Here is a 17,606-nt window from a genome sequence, read left to right on the forward strand (position 1 = left end):
TCGAACGAGCTTGGCCTAGCCTGGCACTGCGCTTGGGGGCGTTCACCCCGGCCCACTCATTACACCCTTGACTGCCAGTAACTAGAAAGGGGACAGTTTATGCTTTCTAGTGCCCCCTTTTGGCCGATAGTTGCCGGGCGTGACGGGACGTAGTCGACCAAAAGTAGTCAGTCAGATGGTGCGCAAAGTGCGTGCTCACCTCATAGTTGGATATCTGGTTTTAGATAATTCAGTGTTAGTTATCTCTGCGAGTAAAATAAGATAAAAATGGAATTTTTAATAATAGACCGCAATGACAGTATTCCTTTATCCGCTTCGAACACGGTTTTTTTAAGGTACGACAATTGGAATGATTACTCGTACGTCACTATGTTTTATGTGACGCTGTTCGATGCAGGCGGCAGTCGGCATGATTTAGGGAATGTTAAAATTGGATTTAAAGGTCAAGTCAAGTCTATATCAACTCGCTCAAAATTAAACTCGCCGTTTAATAATTTGCCAGAAGATTTTTTCTCTCTTGGTATGGAGTTGGAGTACTACGAAAAATTAGTAAAAATTGAAAGTAAAGAAACAAAAGATGAATATTTAAAATCCCTGTGTGACATTGTGTGGAGTGAGAAGCATCTTGAGGTCGCTATGGGGGAGGATGTATTTAGCACTTCTTTGCTAAGAGGGGTTAGTCTTACCGCTATTAAGGAGCAGTTTAAGAGAGTTTTAGAGGGGGGTGTAATTAGAACCAACTTCTCTTTTTCGTATTTAAGGCTTTCGACTGATAAGCAAGCAGGTCTAGAGCTTACTTTCGATGTGAAGTCAGAGTCCAAGCCGAGTACCAATATCCATGCTCTTATTGGTAGAAATGGAGTTGGAAAAACAACAATATTAAATGGAATGATTCAAGCGGTAACGGGAGGGCTGGGAAGTGGTGAGGGGTTTTTTAAAGATGATTTTTTTGAGAAAGTTCCGATAGGTGCTGATTACTTTAGTAGCTTAGTGTCTGTGTCATTTAGCGCTTTTGATCCATTCACGCCGCCTCCTGAGCAATCTGATCCGGCCAAGGGAACATGTTATTACTATGTAGGCTTGAAAAAAGTTTCTGTTAATAATTCCGAGCTTAAAAATTTAGCAGAAATTCATCGGGAGTACTTGAAAAGTCTGGCCCTTTGTATGAGTCAGCCAGGTAAAAAGTCACGCTGGCTAAGTGCCATTGCGAATCTAGAATCTGACGAGAATTTCGCTGACATGGAATTGTCTCGATTAATGGTCTTGTCAGGGCAAGATTTTAACGCTAAGGCAATGGATCTGATTGCCAGGATGAGTTCGGGGCACGCGATAGTACTTTTGACAATTACGAAACTCGTGGCAACTGTAGAAGAGAAAACTCTAGTCGTAATTGATGAGCCTGAAAGTCATCTTCACCCGCCTTTGTTATCAGCTTTTTTAAGGGCGTTAAGTGAGCTTCTTCTCGATAGAAATGGAGTGGCTATTATTGCCACTCACTCTCCTGTTGTCTTGCAAGAGATACCAACTTCTTGCTCATGGAAAGTTAATAGATCCAGATTAGTAATAGGAACTGAAAGACCTGAGGTTCAAACGTTTGGTGAGAATGTTGGTGTACTGACACGTGAAGTTTTTGGTTTGGAGGTTAGAAAGTCGGGATTCCACAAAATGCTCAAGCTTTCAGTCGATGCCGGCGGATCATTCGAGCAAGTGCTGCATGAGTACGGTGGACAGTTGGGTTTTGAAGCTCAGGCAATAGTTAGAGCGATGATTTCTAGCCGCGACTTAGAGGGCGGGGAATGAAACGTCTTAATTTGCCTGAATATACCTCGATTCAGTCATATAACCTATGTGTGGCATCTGTTTTAGATTTGAGTTTGAAAGATCGCTTGAATAGTATTTCAGGATTTATTGAGCAGGTGTCGGAAACTTATATCAATCTGGCGAGAGTCGGTAGTGTTCATTCTATTCCCCCATTGATACACCCAAGAGGCGAAGATCCAATCGTTATTTCGGGTGTAAGGAAAAGCGAGCTCGTCAAGTTGTATGGGTATTACATGGTCGATAGACAGCCAGGTAGAGGATTATATGATTTGATTTTAGTGGCAGCTAAGGAGCAGTGCCCTTTCTGTGGTGGTATAGGTAGACCTAAAAGCCTAGATCACTATCTACCTAAAGCTAATTACCCTCAGTATGCAGTTCTTCCACAAAACTTGGTGCCTTGCTGTAGGGACTGCAATACCGAGAAAAGTAATGCCCTCGCAGCAGCAGAAGATGAGCAAGCTATTCATCCATATTTTGATGATGATAAGTTTTTTTCAGAGCAATGGGTGTTTGCAACAGTAAATCCTACACGCCCGTGTAGCCTAGAATATTTCACTGAGCCACCCAATGATTGGAGTGATATTGAAAAAAGCAGGGCGTTAAATCATTTTAGGGATTTCAACATTGGTTCCCGTTACAGCATACAGGCTGCAGATGAACTAAGTGGCCTTGTTGATTTGCGCCGTGGGTACTTAGCTAACGTTTCAGCTGAGGAGTTTTCAAGTTATCTGGCATCAGTATCTAGCTCGGCATCATACTTCCCTAATCATTGGAAGAAAGTTATGTACCAAGCATTAGCAAAAGATAGTAATTTTTGTGGATTACCCCTGTAGCTATTGACGTTCCTCCGGTTCGGTAGTCGCTTTGAGTCTCTGCTCTGACCGATAGCTGCCCCGTTGATCAGCGTATCAGATCGACTTTCATGTCCCGATTTCCGTCATTGCCGACACTGGTAGGTTGCCGGTTGCTGCTTCCTGAATATGCTCACTCCACCAGGCAATCATCGGACGCTTGCGCTTAGCGTAGTAGTGCCTGCTAAGCGGCTCGTTTATAGTCCCTCCCTTTGATATGGGAGGTGCTATGCGCGTTAAGCCAGTAGGTGAGCTCGTTTTCGAGATGGACGGTCACGAACATCATATTCCAGCTAGCCAGCTATCTCAGGGTGAGCCGAAAAAGGAGGCCGACGGCATACATGGTGAGAGTGAAGATTGGTCGGTCATCTTTACTGCAGGTTCGCCTTTCGGTGGTTTTGCTTGGTACGTCACTTATACCCTAGGTAATCAGGGGCTCGTCATGATTGATTCAGAAATAACTAAAGCGCCTGTGGGGGCTGAGGTGATCGGGCACATATCTTTCAAATCAGTCTAAATGCTTTCCTTTTTCCAGCTGTCAGCATGTCAGCCCATTGTTGCATCATGATGGTCCGATCGCTTAAGCACTCATGCGCAGTGTCCTGCTAACTTGGGTCATTGATGGCTCGTGCAGAACGAAGCCCACTCGGCCATTAGCGCTCTACGTTTTTCCAAAAGATCCGAGCGAGAATAGGCCGCCTCGGTCTGGTCTCGCTCATCGTGAGCGAGTGCGAGCTCGCAGACTTCACGTGGATAGTGTGTGCATTCGTTTGCCCAGTCCCTGAAGGTAGAACGAAAGCCATGGCGCGTGATATCCGTGTAACCACGCTTGTGCAGCAAGTTGCGTACAGCGTTGTCGTGCATGACTCCGCTTTTTCCTTGGCCTGGAAATAAATATAGCGAGCTAGTCCTTGGCAAACCCTCAATCAACGCCAAAGTCTGGGCCGGTAGGGGGATAACAAAAGGCTTCCGCATCTTCATTCTCTCGGCTGGAAGTGACCAGGTTCCTGCTTTAAGATCAAATTCTGACCATACGGCCGAGCGGATCATGTGATATCTGGCTCCGGTCAAAATCAGAAGTCTAGCGGCCACAGCATCCCGACTCTGCTCTTTGGCTAAGGTGGCGATCAGCGCTGGAACGTCTTTCCATTTCATTGCCGGGAAATGCTGGCGTTGCCGTGCCTTCTTTTTTTCGGTTTTGCTTAGCAGGTTATCCAGGTGCCCGCGCCAGCGAGCAGGATTGTCTCCATCACGTAGGCGTCGAGCTTTGGCCGCATCCAGTACCTGCTCAATCTGGCCGCGAACCTCGTCGGCCGTGCGGGTTTTGCTTGTCCAGATCGGTCGAAGTGCACTTAGCACGTGTTCTGTCTGGATAATGTCAGCAGACAACTTACCCATAGCTGGGAATGCATAAAGCTCAAGTTTGCGTAGCCAGCCTTTACGCCACTTATCTGACCAGCTGCCTCCATGCGCTAGCAGGTAGTCGCGGGCAAGATCCTCGAATGTTATTCGGCGTGCGGTAGCCTGGCGCTCGGCCTCGCGCTTTGCCTCCCTTGCCGCATCGCGGGTGGCTAGTGGGTCGCGGCCGGATGCAAGAATCTTGCGTTGGTCTGCAGCAAACTGGCGCGCTTCGCTGAGTGTTACTGCTGGGTAAGGGCCAAGACCCATCTCGCGGCTTCGCCCATCCAGTTTGTAGCGGAAGATCCAGCTTGTTGCGCCGCCCTTGGATACTTGGAAGTAAAGTCCGTCGCCATCATTGGTTTTTCCTGGCGAAGCTGCTTTGGCCAGGGATTCAACGGTCTTACTCGCTAGTTTACCCATTCTGCGTCCTCGCCGACCCATACTGCTGTACCCACACCCTGACCCACACTTTGGTTGTAGATTCTGCTGGATGGTGATGGGTGTCTTTGGACAAATGCTACGCTTGGACGCCTGTTCTTGCTAGGGCTTGTAGGCTTTGGTGGATTTCTTTAAACAATAAAAAAGCCGGCTTGTGGCCGGCTTTTAGGGGGTAGTCTCAGCTTATTTTTGGTAAGCCGCGACCGCCTTGAGAATCAGACCGCGGGCTTCTTCAGCGCCGCCCCAGCCTTCGACCTTGACCCATTTGCCTTTCTCGAGATCCTTGTAGTTCTCGAAGAAGTGCTTGATCTGCTCGATCAGCAGCGCGGGCAGGTCGGTGTATTCCTGGACGTCTTTGTACAGCACGGTGAGTTTGTCGTGCGGTACGGCAACCAGCTTGGCGTCGCCACCGGCTTCGTCGCTCATATGCAGTACGCCGACTGGACGGGCGCGGATGACCGAGCCTGGAGCCACCGGGTAGGGGGTCACGACCAGCACGTCGAGGGGGTCGCCGTCGTCAGCCAGGGTGTGCGGGATAAAACCGTAGTTGGCCGGGTAGAACATCGGGGTGGCCATGAAACGGTCGACCATCAGGCAATCGATGTCGTGGTCGATTTCGTATTTGATCGGCGCGTGGTTGGCCGGGATCTCGATGGCGACGTAGATGTCATTCGGCAGGTCTTTACCAGCAGGGATCTTGCTGTAGCTCATGGGGCGACTCCCGAGGGGTGGGCCAAAAAAGTGGCGCGATTATAGGCATATTCCCCCGTCGTTGCTATGCCGGGATGCCTAGCCTTTGGTCGCGATGTGTTCGCCTTTTGGTCTGTCGCGATAGTCCGGGTGGTCCTTCTGCAGCGCCTGCAGGCGGGTCAGCGGGTCCTGGCGGTAGAACAGCGCAAGCTGCGCGTAGACCGCCGGGAAGGCCTCGGCCAGCAGGTCGGGGGCGCTGAAGAAGTATTCGCTGGTCACCGCGAAGAACTCGGCGGGGTCTTCGGCGGCGTAAGGGTCGATGGCGGTTTCGGCCTGCGGGTCGGCGTCCAGCTGGGCATTGAGCGAGTCGAAGGCGCTCTGCATGGCCTCGGCCCAGTCGCTGATGCGCATATTGCTGTGTAGCGGCGGCAGACCGTTGGCGCTGCCGTTGAGCATGTCGAGCTTGTGCGCCAGCTCGTGGATCACCAGGTTGTAGCCGTCCCAGCCGCCGCTGGCCTGCACCCCTGGCCAGGCCAGGATCACCGGGCCCTGCTGCCAGGCTTCGCCGCTGTGCGCCCCGTCCCATTCATGCACCACGCCGCTGGCGTCGCGGTGGCGCTGCGGGCTGACGAAGTCGTCCGGGTAGAGGACGATTTCATGAAAGCCCTGGTACCAGTCGAGGTCGCCCAGGTGCAGCAGCGGCAGCTCGGCCTGCACCGCCAGTAGCAGACGATCGCTATGTTGCAGTTCGACGCCGGGCAGGGCGGTCAGGTGCTTGTTATGCAGAAACAGCACCGCGCGAGCCTGCAGGCGCTGCAGATCATCCGGGGTGAGGCCATCCAGCAGGGGCAGGCACCGCAGCACTTCGTTCCAGGTCGCGGCGGCAACCGGGTGGCGGGCAAGGATGCGCTGGCGACGCCAGGCGCGTAACGACCACATGGATTCTGCTCGGGCTGTACGGAGCGCTCACCTTAAGCCGGGCCGGGGTGAGGGGCAAGTCGGCATAAAGGCTGCACAGACCAGGCTGATAGCGACCTGGGAGGGCTGCCGATGTCGATCGAACGATTGGATCATTGCGCTGTGAGTCTGGTGTACGGCCATGGCCTGGACCTGCCCAGCCAGGCTGCGCGGGTGCGCGCCGCCTGGTTGCCCGGGCGCGAAGGGCGTGCGCCGGTGTTGCTGGTCGCCTTGCTGTGGGCGCGCGAATGCACCGATGTGGTGCGCGTCCTCGACGCCCACCTGGATGCCTTGTTTGCCGACTACAGCAGCACCCCCGGTGGCTGGAGTGAAGCCCAGGCCGCCCGGCAGGTGCTCGCGGCCCTCAATGCCCAGCTGTTTCGCCAGCGCCGGGCCGGCCGCGGCCGCTTCCAGTTGGACGCTGGCCTGTTGCTGCTGCAGGGCGACGAACTGCAGTTTCTCCAGGCCGGGGCCATCGGTCTGCTGCGCTACCAGGCGGGTAGTCTGCAGAGCCTGATCGGCCGCGAGGGCATGCAGCTGGGAACCCAGGCCGAATTGGCACTGGTGCAGCACAGCCTGCCGCTGAGCCAGGGCGCGGCCCTGTTGCTGGCTCCGCAGCCCTTGCTGGAGGTCGCCGACCTGCAGAGCTTTCGGCAGGCCTGCGCGCAACTCGCTGCCGCGCATCTGCACAGCGTGCTGCGGCCCTGGCTGCATGCGCCGGGGGCCGCGGTGCTGGTATTGCCCGGCGAGCCGGGGGCAATGCCGCCCGCCGCGCCGCCCGAGTCCTGGCCGGTGGTGGGCGATGCCTGGCCGGGCATGCAACTGGATGGCTGGACGCTGCTTGAGCCCTGCGCCTATGGCCCGCCGGGGCGGATGTTCCGCGGCCGCGACGAAGGTGGTCGGGAGGCTTTGCTGTGGCTGGTCGAGCAGGCCGCGGACGAGGCCTTCTGGCAGCGCGAGTGGGTGCTGCGGCGCAGCCCGGTGGCGAGTTTGCCGCGGGTGCTGTCGTCCCATCGGCCGCGCCGGCATGCCTTTATGCTGTTCGAGTTGCCGGCCAGCGGCATGCGTAGCCTGGTCGCCTGGACGGCGGCCCATGGCCCGCTGGACGGGGCGACCCTGCTGGCCTTGCTGGAACAGTTGATCGCCGCCGTGCGCGGCCTGCAGCGACGCGGCATGCAGGGCTTGTGGCTGGATCCGGGCAATATCCTGGTCGGCGACGGCGGGCATCTGCTGGTGCTGCCCGAATATGCCGCGCTGCTGCCAGGCGTCGTGCGCCAGCGCTTGCCCGCGGCGGCGCAACCCCTGGCCCCGGAGCTGCGCCATGGCCAGGCGGCGGATGGCCGCGCCGACCAGTTCGCCCTGGCGGCCCTGGCCTACTGGTTGTTCTGCGGTCGCTGGCCGGATGCCGCGCGGGTCGATGCCGATGCGCTCAGTCGCTATGTACCGCTGGCGCAGTACGGCCAGCATGTGCCGGCCGGCTGGGACGGGGTGCTGGCACGGGCCCTGGCCCCGCGACCGGAGGCGCGCTTCGAGGCCCTTTCGGAGTTTCAGCAAGCCCTGCAGCAGCCGTTGCAGGCGCATCACGCGCTATTGCACGCGCCCAGGCGCAAGCAGCCCTGGCAGTTCGCCCTGATCGGCGTGCTGCTGGTGCAATTGGTATTGGGGCTCTGGTTGAGCCTGGGCAGCTGACAGGCCGCTGAAAAACCACCTAGGTTTTTACCGGCCTGCTAAAACTGCGAAGCGCCCTGACGGTCTGACCGCAGGGCGCTTCGCAGAGGCTGGCGCTCAGGGCGCGGTGGGGTCGTCGCCGATCGGCAGGACGAAGTTCTTGAACTCGGTGTCTTCGACGAAACCGATGGACTCGTAGACCTTGTGCGCCACCGTGTTGTTGATGCTGGAAGCCACGCGCAGGCGCACCGCGTTGGTGTCCTTGGCCATCTGCTTGGCGGCCTGGATCAGGCGGTCGGCGACCAGCTGGCGGCGGGCGTCCTGGCAGACATAGATGTCGTTGAGAATCCACACGCGCTTGAGCGACAGCGAGGAAAAGCTCGGGTAGAGCTGGCAAAAGCCGAGGATCTTGTCCTCTTCATCGGCCATGGCCAGGTAGATCACCGACTCCTTGCGGCTGATGCGCTTTTCCAGAAAGCTGCGCGAGGAGTCGGGGTAGGGCAGCTGGCCGAACAGCTCGCGGTAATTGACGAACAGCGGCGTCAGTTGGTCCAGATGCTCCAGTGTGGCTTGAACGATGCGCATGGTGAGCCTCGACTTCATTAAGGTGGACGGCTTCGGCAACCGGCAGTGCTGCCTGCGAACCTTGCCGATGCTGCCTAAGGCATTTGGAAAGCGCAATCAAAACAAGCGTTTGGTTTTGTCCCTGATGGCTAACGGCCGCTGCCGCCGAGCAGGAAGTTCTCTGCCTGGCGCGTGCCGGCCAGCAGCGGCACTTCGGCTTCATCCTTGAGATTGACCCCCGACAGCTGGCGGCGGCAAGCCTCGCGCATCAGGTACAGCAGGCGGTGGCCGGCCATGGCGTAGCTCAGGCCTTCTTGGCGCACGTTGGAGATACAGTTGCGGTAGGCATCGGTCAGGCCAACCCTGGGCGCGTAGGTGAAATACAGCCCCAGGCTGTCCGGCGAACTTAGGCCTGGGCGCTCGCCAATCAGAATCACCACCATGCGCGCGCCGAGCAGTTCGGCCACTTCATCGGCCACCGCTACCCGGCCTTGTGTGACCAGGGCTACGGGCGACACGCTCCAGCCTTCGGCAGCGGCCTGTTCCTCGATGCGCTCCAGCATGGGCAGGGCGTTGCGGTGCACGGCCAGGGCGGACAGACCGTCTGCGATGACGATGGCCAGGTCGTAACCGTCAGGGTTGTTCTCGCGATGCTGGCGCAGCAGCTCGGCGGATTCGTGGCTCAAGCGCCGGCCCAGATCCGGGCGCTGCAGGTAGGTGTCGCGGTCCTTGGCGGCGCTGTGCAGCAGCAGGCTCTGGCGTTGCTGACTGGCCAGACCGGCGGCCAGTGCGGCGTGGTCGAAGGGCAGGTGCACGGCATCGCGGGCCTGGGCATGGGCGAACTGGAAATCCAGCTGGGCGCGGGTCGGCATGCTGGTGCCGGCGCGGCCCAAGGCAATGCGCGCCGGGGTCAGGTTGCGCAGTTGCTGCCAGGGATTCTCGCTGGCACCACTGAGCGGGCTGTCATCGTACATCGGCTATTCCTCGGTTAACCCAACTGCGCCAGCGCCTGACGGAACGCCGGCGGCAGGCTGCCCGCCATGCGCGGGCGGCCATCGGCCTGGGTGAAGATGCCCATGCGCTGCAGCCAGGCTTCGAACTCGGGGGCCGGTTGCAGCCCCAGGCTCTGCCGGGCGTACAGCGCGTCGTGGAAGGAGGTGGTCTGGTAGTTGAGCATCACGTCGTCCGAGCCGGGGATGCCCATGATGAAGTTGATCCCGGCCACGCCGAGCAGGGTCAGCAGCACGTCCATGTCGTCCTGATCGGCTTTGGCGTGGTTGGTGTAGCAGATGTCGCAGCCCATCGGCAGGCCCAGCAGTTTGCCGCAGAAGTGGTCTTCCAGGCCGGCGCGGATGATCTGCTTGCCGTTATAGAGGTACTCCGGGCCGATAAAGCCGACCACGGTATTCACCAGAAACGGCTTGAAGTGGCGCGCCACCGCATAGGCGCGGGTCTCGCAGGTCTGCTGGTCGAGGCCATGGTGGGCACCGGCGGACAGCGCGCTGCCCTGACCGGTTTCGAAATACATCAGGTTGTCGCCCAGAGTGCCGCGTTTGAGGCTCAGGCCGGCGTCGTAACCTTCCTGCAGCACTTGCAGGCTGACGCCGAAACTGGCGTTGGCCGCCTCGGTGCCGGCAATCGACTGGAACACCAGGTCCAGCGGCACGCCGCGATTGATCGCCTCGATCGAGGTGGTGACGTGGGTCAGCACGCAGGCCTGGGTGGGGATTTCATAACGCTGGATGATGCCGTCGAGCATCTTCAGCATCTCGCAGATGCTCGCGACGCTGTCGGTGGCCGGGTTGATGCCGATCATGGCGTCGCCGTTGCCGTACAGCAGGCCGTCGAGAATGCTCGCGGCGATGCCGGCCGGCTCGTCGGTCGGGTGATTGGGCTGCAGGCGGGTGGACATGCGCCCGCGCAGGCCGACGGTGTTGCGAAAGCGGCTGACCACGCGAATTTTCTGCGCCACCAGGACCAGGTCCTGCACGCGCATGATCTTCGATACCGCCGCGGCCATTTCCGGCGTCAGGCCCGGGGCGAGGGCGCGCAGGCTGGCTTCATCGGCGCTGTCGCCGAGCAGCCAGTCGCGAAAGCCGCCGACGGTGAGGTGGCTGACCGGGGCGAAGGCGGCCAGGTCATGGCTGTCGATGATCAGTCGGGTGACTTCATCCTCTTCATAGGGGATCAGCGCCTCGTCGAGAAACTGCTTGAGCGGAATATCGGCCAGGGCCATCTGCGCCGCCACCCGTTCGCCGGCATTGCTCGCCGCCACGCCGGCGAGAACGTCGCCGGAGCGTGCCGGGCTGGCCTTGGCCATAAGCTCGGCAAGGCTGGCGAAACGGTAGGTTTCACCGCCGACTGTATGCCGGAATCCGGACATTGAACTTCTCTCCCGCGCAATGACCTTAATCTGCGCCAAATAGGTGCCCGTTCCGGGCGTGCTGCACGCTGGCGGGCGGCGTGCCAGGGCCTAGCATCGGCGCTTGCCCGCCGGCAGTGGTTTTCGTTAACGCTGAGCAACGGCTGTGCCAACCCCCGAGGGCGGCCAGGTTCTGCGCGCCGCCGCCGCTGTGCTAACCTGCGGCGATCTTGTCCAAGGCCAGTTCTGGCCGGTTTTTGAGGGTGCCTTCAAGGTAAATCATGCATATCCATATTCTCGGTATCTGCGGCACCTTTATGGGCTCGCTGGCCGTGCTGGCCAAGGAACTGGGTCACCGTGTGACCGGCTCCGACGCCAACGTGTACCCGCCCATGAGCACTCAGCTCGAAGCTCAGGGCATCGAACTGACCCAGGGCTACGACGCCGCCCAGCTCGAGCCCGCGCCGGATCTGGTGGTGATCGGCAACGCCCTGTCGCGCGGCAATCCGGCGGTGGAGTATGTGCTGAACAAGGGCCTGCCCTATGTCAGCGGCCCGCAGTGGCTGGCCGACCATGTGCTGCAGGGCCGTTGGGTGCTGGCGGTGGCCGGCACCCACGGCAAGACCAGCAGTTCGAGCATGCTGGCCTGGGTGCTGGAGCATGCCGGCATGAGCCCGGGTTTTCTGATTGGCGGGGTGCCGCAGAACTTCGGTATTTCCGCGCGCCTGGGTGGCACGCCGTTCTTCGTGGTCGAAGCCGACGAGTACGACAGCGCCTTCTTCGACAAGCGCAGCAAGTTCGTCCACTACCGCCCGCGCACCGCGATCCTGAATAACCTGGAGTTCGATCACGCGGATATCTTCCCGGATCTGCCGGCTATCGAGCGGCAGTTCCACCATCTGGTGCGCACCATTCCGGGCGAGGGCCTGATCATTCACCCGACCACAGAACCCGCGCTCAAGCGGGTGATCGAGATGGGCTGCTGGACGGAGGTCGCAACCACGGGCGAGGGCGGCCAGTGGCAGGCGCGCCTGCTGAGCGAGGATGGCTCGCGTTTCGAGGTCAGCTTCGAGGGTAAAACCGCCGGTGTGGTGGATTGGCAACTGACCGGCCAGCACAACGTCGCCAACGCCCTGGCGGTGCTGGCGGCGGCGCGCCATGTCGGCGTGGTGCCGGAGTTGGGTATCGCCGCGCTGTGCAGCTTTATCAACGCCAAGCGGCGCATGGAGAAGGTCGCCGAGGTCAATGGTGTGACCATCTTCGACGACTTCGCCCATCACCCCACAGCCATTGCCACCACCCTGGATGGCCTGCGTAAACGCATCGGCACTGCCAAGCTGATCGCCATCGTCGAGCCGCGCTCCAACTCCATGAAACTCGGCGCGCACCGCGATGGCTTGCCCGAGTCTGTGGTGCAGGCCGACTCGGTGTACTGGTACGCGCCGCCGAACCTCGGTTGGGACCTGGCCGGCACCGTGGCCACGTCCACCGTGCCGACCCGGGTCTGCGATTCCCTGGAGGCGATCATCGCCGGGGTCAAGGCCGAAGCCGCGCCGGGCACCCAGATAGTGGTGATGAGCAACGGCGGTTTCGGCGGCCTGCATGGCAAGCTGGCGGCGGCTTTGGAGGGTTAAGAAATGTCTGGGCCTGAACGAATCACCTTAGCCATGACCGGTGCCTCCGGCGCGCAGTACGGTTTGCGCCTGCTCGATTGTCTGGTGCGGGAAGACCGCGAGGTGCACTTTCTGATCTCCAAGGCCGCGCAGCTGGTCCTGGCGACTGAGACCGATGTCACCCTGCCGGCCAAGCCGCAGGCCATGCAGGCCTTTCTCAACGAATACACCGGGGCTTCTCCGGGGCAGATCCGGGTGTATGGCAAGGAGGACTGGATGGCTCCGGCAGCCTCCGGTTCCGGGGCCCCCAGCGCCATGGTGGTGGTGCCCTGTTCCACCGGCACCCTGTCGGCGATTGCCTGTGGTGCCTGCAACAACCTGATCGAGCGCGCCGCCGATGTGGTGCTGAAAGAGCGCCGCCAGTTGATTCTGGTGCCGCGCGAGGCACCGTTTTCCAGCATTCACCTGGAGAACATGCTCAAGCTGTCGAACCTGGGCGCGACCATTCTGCCGGCCGCGCCGGGGTTTTATCATCAGCCGCAGACCATCGATGACCTGATCGATTTCGTCGTCGCGCGCATCCTCAATTGTCTGAATATTCCCCAGGACATGCTGCCGCGCTGGGGCGAGCATCATCAGGTCAGCGGCGATGAGTGATAGGGCGAAAAGCCCATGGGTTACGCCTTCGGCTAACCCATCCTACCGGGTGGCTTGCCTGCTGCTGGTGTCGCTGCTGCCGGGCTGTGCCACGGTCGCCACCCTGGATGCGGCCAAACCCGACGCGCCGGTGGTCTATGCCGGTACCCGGCTGGACCTGTATGCGCTCAAGGGCGGTTGCTGCGCCGTCGAGCGTTTCGGCACCGAGGCCCCGCACTATGCCGCCCTCGACCTGCCGGCCAGCCTGCTGCTGGATACCCTGCTGCTGCCCTTTTCCTGCGCCGCGGCGCTGGGACTCAATCTGGGCGTTAGCGGCGGGCTTTAGGGGGCTGGTGCGCATGGCGCACCCTACAAAGGCATGGCGGCCACTGACCCCGTAGGGTGCGCCGTGCGCACCGCCTTTTGGCCAGGCTATTCGGCCAGCTCACGCACATCGGCCTGGGTCTCTTCCAGTCCGTAACGGCCCTTCGCATCGCACACCACGCGGCCCATGGCCACGGCCGGATCGTGGGTGAACACCAGGCGGCCGCCACGGGCCTGCAGGTCGCTCAGCAGCGCTTGCTTCTCCTCGATCAGGCCTTCGGGAAAACGGTCGTAACCCATGGTGATCGGCAGGTGTACCCAGGGCGCGCCGGGGATCAGGTCGCCGGGAAATACCACCGGGCCGTCCGCCATGGCCACCTCGGGCAGGAGCTGGCCCGGGGTGTGGCCGTCGCTCCAGTGCAGGTGCCAGTCCGCGCCGAGCAGCTCACAGTGCTCGGTTTCATCCACCAGCTGCAGGCGGCCGCTGGCTTCCAGCAGTTCGAGCAGTTGCGGGATATAGGAGGCGCGGTCGCGAGCGTGGGGCTGGCAGGCGCGCTGCCATTGGCGGCGGCCGGTGACGAACTGCGCCTTGGGGAACAGCAGGCGCGCCGGCGCACCTTCTTCCCAGGCGGCGAGCAGGCCGCCGGCGTGGTCGAAGTGCAGGTGGGTGAGTAGCACGATATCGATATCGGCATCACTCAGGCCCAGTTCGGCCAGGCTGTCGAGCAGCACGTGACGCTCTTCCTGAACGCCGAAACGCTGTTTCAGCTCTGGGCTGAAGAAGGCCCCGATACCGGTTTCCACCAGGATATTGCGCCCCTCCTCCTGCACCAGCAGGGCGCGGCAGCCGAGGTCGATACGGTTTTCCGGGTCGGGGGTCATCCAGCGCTGCCACAGGGCCTTGGGCGCGTTGCCGAACATGGCCCCGCCGTCGAGTTTCTGGCTATTGCCGGTTAGGGTGGTCAGGGTTCGCATGCTGGTCTCTTGTCGTTGTGAACGCCGTTGCAGGGTGAATGACGCAGGCGCTTTGGGCCATCACACCTTTGGTTGATAGGTGCTCGATTGATCTGACGAGGCAGTGCTTGGTGGATCGGTAAAGCGTGATCCACCCTACGGATTTACGTGGATGCAGGCGTAGGGTGGATGTCGTTTTTTACATCCACCGGTTCGTCTATTCCAGGCTACCGCTCGATGGCCAGGGCGACACCCTGACCGCCGCCGATGCACAGGGTGGCAAGGCCCTTGCGGGCATCGCGGCGCTGCATCTCGTGAATCAGGCTGACGAGGATACGACAACCGGATGCGCCGATGGGATGGCCGAGGGCGATGGCCCCGCCGTTGACGTTGACCTTGGCGCTGTCCCAGTGCAGCTCGCGGCCGACGGCGATGGCCTGGGCGGCGAAGGCTTCGTTGGCCTCGATCAGGTCGAGCTGCTCCAGAGCCCAGCCGGCCTTTTCCAGGGCCTTGCAGGTGGCGAATACCGGGCCGATGCCCATGGTGGCCGGATCGACGCCGGCGCTGGCGTGGGCCCTGATCCGCGCCATGACCGGCAGGCCGAGGGCGGCGGCCTTGTCGGCGCTCATCAGCAATACGGCGGCCGCGCCATCGTTGAGGGTCGAGGCGTTGCCGGCGGTGACGCTGCCGTCAGCCTTGAAGGCTGGACGCAGTTTGCCCAGCGAGTCGAGGCTGGTGTCGGCGCGGGGTTGTTCGTCCGCCGCGACGATCTGGCAGGGGCCCTTGCGCTGGGGGATTTCGATCGGGCTGATCTCGGCCAGGAAGCGCCCGGCCTCGATGGCGGCGCAGGCGCGCTGCTGCGAGCGGGCGGCGAAGGCATCCTGCTCGCCGCGGCTGATGCCGTATTGTTCGGCCAGGTTCTCGGCGGTGATGCCCATGTGGTAATCGTTGAAGGCATCCCACAGGCCGTCGTGGATCATTGTGTCGAGCAGCTGACCGTGGCCCATGCGCAGGCCGTTGCGTGAACCGCTGAGGACGTGGGGCGACAGGCTCATATTTTCCTGGCCGCCGGCGATGATGACCTCGGCATCGCCGCAGGCGATGGCCTGGGCCCCGAGAATCACCGCTTTCAGCCCCGAACCGCAGACCTTGTTCAGGGTCATGGCCGGCACCGTGTGCGGCAGGCCGGCCTTGAGCGCGCTCTGCCGTGCGGGGTTCTGCCCGCAGCCTGCGCTGAGCACCTGGCCGAGCAGCACCTCGTCGACCTGCTCGGCGGGCAGGCCGCTGTCCGCCAGCAGCTGGCGGATCACCGCGGCCCCCAGGTCGACGGCCGGGACGCTGCTCAGTGCGCCCTGAAATGCGCCGACGGCGGTGCGCCGGGCGGCGACTATTACCACTTCACGCATAGAGTCTCCTCGCCGGGCGCGTGCTGAGCACCCAGCGCAGTTGTCGGGTGCGTACGGCGCACCCGAGGGGTCGAATAAAAAAGCGCGGTGCCTCGGTGCGGGACGCCGCGCAAACGCTCAACGGGTTTAAAACTGCTCGGCTGCAAGGTCATAGAGCGCACTGGAACCGGCGCGGATACTGGCTTCCAGGCCCAGGGTGCGCGGCAGCAGACGGCTGAAGAAGAATCCGGCGGTGGCCAGCTTGCCGGTGTAGAAGGCTTGGTCATCGGCGCGCTTGGTCTCGGCCACCGCGGCCATGCGTGCCCACATATAGGCGTAGGCGACATAGCCGAACAGGTGCAGGTACTCCACCGCGGCGGCACCCACGGCGTTGGCATCGGTCTTGGCCTGTTCCAGCAGCCAGCCGCTGACCGTCTCCAGGCGCTCCAGGGCGATGACCAGCTCGCTGCCGTAGGGCGTTTCGTGCTGGTGGGCGAAGTGACGGATCTCGGCGGCGAACTGGCGCAGCCCGGCACCGCCGTTGGCCACGACCTTGCGCCCGAGCAGGTCCATGGCCTGGATGCCGTTGGTGCCTTCGTAGATCTGCGCGATACGCACGTCGCGCACCAGCTGCTCCTGGCCCCATTCGCGGATATAACCGTGACCGCCGAACACCTGCTGGCCGTGGATGCAGCTGTCCAGGCCGGTGTCGGTGAAGAAGGCCTTGGCCACCGGGGTGAGCAGGGCGACCAATGCGTCGGCGGCCTGGCGCTCGGCGGCATCGATGCTGAACTTGGAGAGGTCCAGCTGCTGGCCGACATAGCAGGCAAAGGCGCGGCCGCCCTCGGTCATGGCCTTCATGCTCAGCAGCATGCGGCGCACGTCGGCATGCACGATGATCGGGTCGGCCATCTTGTCCGGCGCGACCTTGCCGCTGGCGGCGCGGCTCTGCAGGCGTTCGCGGGCATAAGCGGCGGCGCTCTGGTAGGAGGCTTCGGCACAGCCGATGCCCTGGATGCCGATGGACAGGCGCTCGTAGTTCATCATGGTGAACATCGCCGCCAGGCCCCTGTTCGCTTCGCCGATCAGGTAGCCGCTGGCCCCGTCGAAGTTGATCACGCAGGTGGCCGAGGCCTTGATGCCCATCTTGTGTTCGATCGAGCCGCAGCTCACCGCATTGCGCTCGCCCAGGCTGCCATCGGCCGCTACCAGCACCTTGGGCACCAGAAACAGCGAGATGCCCTTGGGCCCGGCCGGCGCGCCCGGCAGCTTGGCCAGCACCAGGTGAATGATGTTTTCGGTCAGGTCCTGCTCGCCGCCGGTGATAAAGATCTTGCTGCCGCTGATGCTGTAGCTGCCGTCGGCCTGGGGTTCGGCCCTGGTGCGGATCAGGCCCAGATCGGTGCCGGCGTGGGCCTCGGTCAGGCACATGGAACCGGCCCAGCGACCCTCATACATCGGCGGCAGGTAGGTGCTTTTCAGCGCTTCGCTGGCATGGGCGTCGATGGCCAGACAGGCTCCGGAGCTCAGCGCCGAATACAGGGCGAAGCTGTTGTTGGCTCCGTAGAGCATTTCCTCGAAGGCCACCGCGAGCATCTTCGGCATGCCCATGCCGCCATAGGCCGGGTTGCCGGACAGGCCAACCCAGCCGCCTTGGATATAGGTGGCGTAGGCCTGCTTGAAACCGGCCGGAGTCTGCACCGCGCCGGCGACCCACTGCGCGCCTTCCTCGTCGCCGCTGCGGTTGAGCGGGGCGATCAGCGTGCCTGTGACCTTGGCCGCTTCTTCGAGGATGGCGTCGGCGGTGTCGGCGTCCACGGTTTCGCTCAGGGCCGGCAGGCGGGCCCACAGGCTGGAGGCGTCGAACACTTCATGGAGGACAAAGCGCAGGTCGCGCAGGGGGGCGTTGTAGTCGGGCATGGGGCACCTCAAAACAGAGTGC

At 61.2% G+C, this 17,606-nt stretch carries 16 protein-coding genes; 7 read left to right on the forward strand and 9 right to left on the reverse strand.

Annotated features, from left to right (window positions below; genetic code table 11):
* Nucleotides 1–267 precede the first annotated feature (267 nt).
* From AACY13_RS09985 to AACY13_RS10000, 3 genes are all read left to right on the forward strand, one after another.
* On the forward strand, nucleotides 268–1,800 hold the full coding sequence (locus tag AACY13_RS09985; protein ID WP_339461162.1) for an AAA family ATPase: 1,533 nt from the start codon (nucleotides 268–270) through the stop codon (nucleotides 1,798–1,800).
* A complete protein-coding gene (locus AACY13_RS09990) occupies nucleotides 1,797–2,654 on the forward strand; it encodes an HNH endonuclease (RefSeq protein WP_339461163.1) in 858 nt (285 codons plus the stop codon). The genes AACY13_RS09985 and AACY13_RS09990 overlap by 4 nt, the downstream gene beginning before the upstream one ends.
* 247 nt (nucleotides 2,655–2,901) lie before the next feature.
* Nucleotides 2,902–3,189: a hypothetical protein gene (locus tag AACY13_RS10000; RefSeq protein ID WP_339461164.1), complete on the forward strand. Its 288-nt coding sequence runs from the start codon at nucleotides 2,902–2,904 to the stop codon at nucleotides 3,187–3,189.
* A 98-nt stretch (nucleotides 3,190–3,287) separates the two neighbouring features.
* On the opposite strand, the gene AACY13_RS10005 is transcribed toward AACY13_RS10000, so the two are convergent.
* From AACY13_RS10005 to AACY13_RS10015, 3 genes are all read right to left on the reverse strand, one after another.
* Nucleotides 3,288–4,493 (reverse strand): tyrosine-type recombinase/integrase, encoded by a 1,206-nt coding sequence (locus AACY13_RS10005; RefSeq protein WP_339461166.1) that lies wholly within the window; start codon nucleotides 4,491–4,493, stop codon nucleotides 3,288–3,290.
* A gap of 201 nt (nucleotides 4,494–4,694) precedes the next feature.
* Entirely contained in the window at nucleotides 4,695–5,222 is a 528-nt protein-coding gene (gene ppa, locus AACY13_RS10010; RefSeq protein WP_339461167.1) for an inorganic diphosphatase, read from the reverse strand.
* A gap of 78 nt (nucleotides 5,223–5,300) precedes the next feature.
* Nucleotides 5,301–6,140, reverse strand: coding sequence for a M90 family metallopeptidase (locus tag AACY13_RS10015; RefSeq protein WP_339461168.1), 840 nt, complete (start codon nucleotides 6,138–6,140; stop codon nucleotides 5,301–5,303).
* Nucleotides 6,141–6,251: 111 nt separating this feature from the next.
* Here AACY13_RS10015 and AACY13_RS10020 point away from each other — a divergent pair, with 111 nt between their 5' ends.
* Nucleotides 6,252–7,847, forward strand: coding sequence for a protein kinase (locus AACY13_RS10020; protein ID WP_339461169.1), 1,596 nt, complete (start codon nucleotides 6,252–6,254; stop codon nucleotides 7,845–7,847).
* 96 nt (nucleotides 7,848–7,943) lie between these two features.
* On the opposite strand, the gene AACY13_RS10025 is transcribed toward AACY13_RS10020, so the two are convergent.
* From AACY13_RS10025 to AACY13_RS10035, 3 genes are all read right to left on the reverse strand, one after another.
* Nucleotides 7,944–8,411 carry a GNAT family N-acetyltransferase gene (locus AACY13_RS10025; protein ID WP_339461171.1) on the reverse strand — a complete coding sequence of 156 codons (468 nt, stop codon included), beginning with the start codon at nucleotides 8,409–8,411 and terminating at the stop codon, nucleotides 7,944–7,946.
* Nucleotides 8,412–8,539: 128 nt separating this feature from the next.
* The gene (gene eutC, locus AACY13_RS10030) at nucleotides 8,540–9,364 is read right to left on the reverse strand and encodes an ethanolamine ammonia-lyase subunit EutC (protein WP_339461172.1); all 825 of its coding nucleotides are present in this window, start codon (nucleotides 9,362–9,364) and stop codon (nucleotides 8,540–8,542) included.
* Between the two features lie 14 nt (nucleotides 9,365–9,378).
* A complete protein-coding gene (locus AACY13_RS10035; RefSeq protein WP_339461174.1) occupies nucleotides 9,379–10,773 on the reverse strand; it encodes an ethanolamine ammonia-lyase subunit EutB in 1,395 nt (464 codons plus the stop codon).
* A gap of 260 nt (nucleotides 10,774–11,033) precedes the next feature.
* Between AACY13_RS10035 and mpl the strand changes: the two genes are divergently transcribed.
* The 3 genes from mpl to AACY13_RS10050 are packed head-to-tail and all read left to right on the forward strand — an operon-like array spanning nucleotide 11,034 to nucleotide 13,347.
* Nucleotides 11,034–12,386 carry a UDP-N-acetylmuramate:L-alanyl-gamma-D-glutamyl-meso-diaminopimelate ligase gene (gene mpl, locus AACY13_RS10040; protein WP_339461175.1) on the forward strand — a complete coding sequence of 451 codons (1,353 nt, stop codon included), beginning with the start codon at nucleotides 11,034–11,036 and terminating at the stop codon, nucleotides 12,384–12,386.
* A 3-nt stretch (nucleotides 12,387–12,389) separates the two neighbouring features.
* Complete coding sequence (gene ubiX, locus AACY13_RS10045) at nucleotides 12,390–13,022, forward strand: flavin prenyltransferase UbiX (protein WP_339461176.1); 633 nt, start codon at nucleotides 12,390–12,392, stop codon at nucleotides 13,020–13,022.
* A gap of 49 nt (nucleotides 13,023–13,071) precedes the next feature.
* Nucleotides 13,072–13,347, forward strand: coding sequence for a YceK/YidQ family lipoprotein (locus AACY13_RS10050; protein WP_445262559.1), 276 nt, complete (start codon nucleotides 13,072–13,074; stop codon nucleotides 13,345–13,347).
* An 86-nt stretch (nucleotides 13,348–13,433) separates the two neighbouring features.
* Here the strand turns inward: AACY13_RS10050 and AACY13_RS10055 are convergent, their stop codons facing one another.
* The 3 genes from AACY13_RS10055 to AACY13_RS10065 all read right to left on the reverse strand — a co-directional run bounded on the left by AACY13_RS10055 (nucleotide 13,434) and on the right by AACY13_RS10065 (nucleotide 17,584).
* Entirely contained in the window at nucleotides 13,434–14,300 is an 867-nt protein-coding gene (locus tag AACY13_RS10055) for an MBL fold metallo-hydrolase (RefSeq protein WP_339461179.1), read from the reverse strand.
* 206 nt (nucleotides 14,301–14,506) lie between these two features.
* Complete coding sequence (locus tag AACY13_RS10060) at nucleotides 14,507–15,685, reverse strand: acetyl-CoA C-acetyltransferase (protein ID WP_339461181.1); 1,179 nt, start codon at nucleotides 15,683–15,685, stop codon at nucleotides 14,507–14,509.
* Nucleotides 15,686–15,811: 126 nt separating this feature from the next.
* Nucleotides 15,812–17,584 carry an acyl-CoA dehydrogenase C-terminal domain-containing protein gene (locus AACY13_RS10065; RefSeq protein WP_339461183.1) on the reverse strand — a complete coding sequence of 591 codons (1,773 nt, stop codon included), beginning with the start codon at nucleotides 17,582–17,584 and terminating at the stop codon, nucleotides 15,812–15,814.
* Between the last annotated feature and the right edge of the window lie 22 nt (nucleotides 17,585–17,606).

Origin of the sequence: Pseudomonas sp. EA_105y_Pfl2_R69 (assembly GCF_963970915.1) — a bacterium.
Taxonomy (GTDB): domain Bacteria; phylum Pseudomonadota; class Gammaproteobacteria; order Pseudomonadales; family Pseudomonadaceae; genus Aquipseudomonas.

Excerpts from the sequence above, each read along its gene's own strand:
- eutC (WP_339461172.1), bottom strand. The coding sequence starts at position 9,364 with ATGTACGATGACAGCCCGCTCAGTGGTGCCAGCGAGAATCCCTGGCAG.
- AACY13_RS10025 (WP_339461171.1), bottom strand. The coding sequence starts at position 8,411 with ATGCGCATCGTTCAAGCCACACTGGAGCATCTGGACCAACTGACGCCG.
- AACY13_RS10055 (WP_339461179.1), bottom strand. The coding sequence starts at position 14,300 with ATGCGAACCCTGACCACCCTAACCGGCAATAGCCAGAAACTCGACGGC.
- AACY13_RS10005 (WP_339461166.1), bottom strand. The coding sequence starts at position 4,493 with ATGGGTAAACTAGCGAGTAAGACCGTTGAATCCCTGGCCAAAGCAGCT.
- ubiX (WP_339461176.1), top strand. The coding sequence starts at position 12,390 with ATGTCTGGGCCTGAACGAATCACCTTAGCCATGACCGGTGCCTCCGGC.
- AACY13_RS10065 (WP_339461183.1), bottom strand. The coding sequence starts at position 17,584 with ATGCCCGACTACAACGCCCCCCTGCGCGACCTGCGCTTTGTCCTCCAT.
- AACY13_RS09985 (WP_339461162.1), top strand. The coding sequence starts at position 268 with ATGGAATTTTTAATAATAGACCGCAATGACAGTATTCCTTTATCCGCT.
- AACY13_RS10015 (WP_339461168.1), bottom strand. The coding sequence starts at position 6,140 with ATGTGGTCGTTACGCGCCTGGCGTCGCCAGCGCATCCTTGCCCGCCAC.
- AACY13_RS09990 (WP_339461163.1), top strand. The coding sequence starts at position 1,797 with ATGAAACGTCTTAATTTGCCTGAATATACCTCGATTCAGTCATATAAC.
- AACY13_RS10035 (WP_339461174.1), bottom strand. The coding sequence starts at position 10,773 with ATGTCCGGATTCCGGCATACAGTCGGCGGTGAAACCTACCGTTTCGCC.
- AACY13_RS10000 (WP_339461164.1), top strand. The coding sequence starts at position 2,902 with ATGCGCGTTAAGCCAGTAGGTGAGCTCGTTTTCGAGATGGACGGTCAC.
- AACY13_RS10020 (WP_339461169.1), top strand. The coding sequence starts at position 6,252 with ATGTCGATCGAACGATTGGATCATTGCGCTGTGAGTCTGGTGTACGGC.
- mpl (WP_339461175.1), top strand. The coding sequence starts at position 11,034 with ATGCATATCCATATTCTCGGTATCTGCGGCACCTTTATGGGCTCGCTG.
- AACY13_RS10060 (WP_339461181.1), bottom strand. The coding sequence starts at position 15,685 with ATGCGTGAAGTGGTAATAGTCGCCGCCCGGCGCACCGCCGTCGGCGCA.
- ppa (WP_339461167.1), bottom strand. The coding sequence starts at position 5,222 with ATGAGCTACAGCAAGATCCCTGCTGGTAAAGACCTGCCGAATGACATC.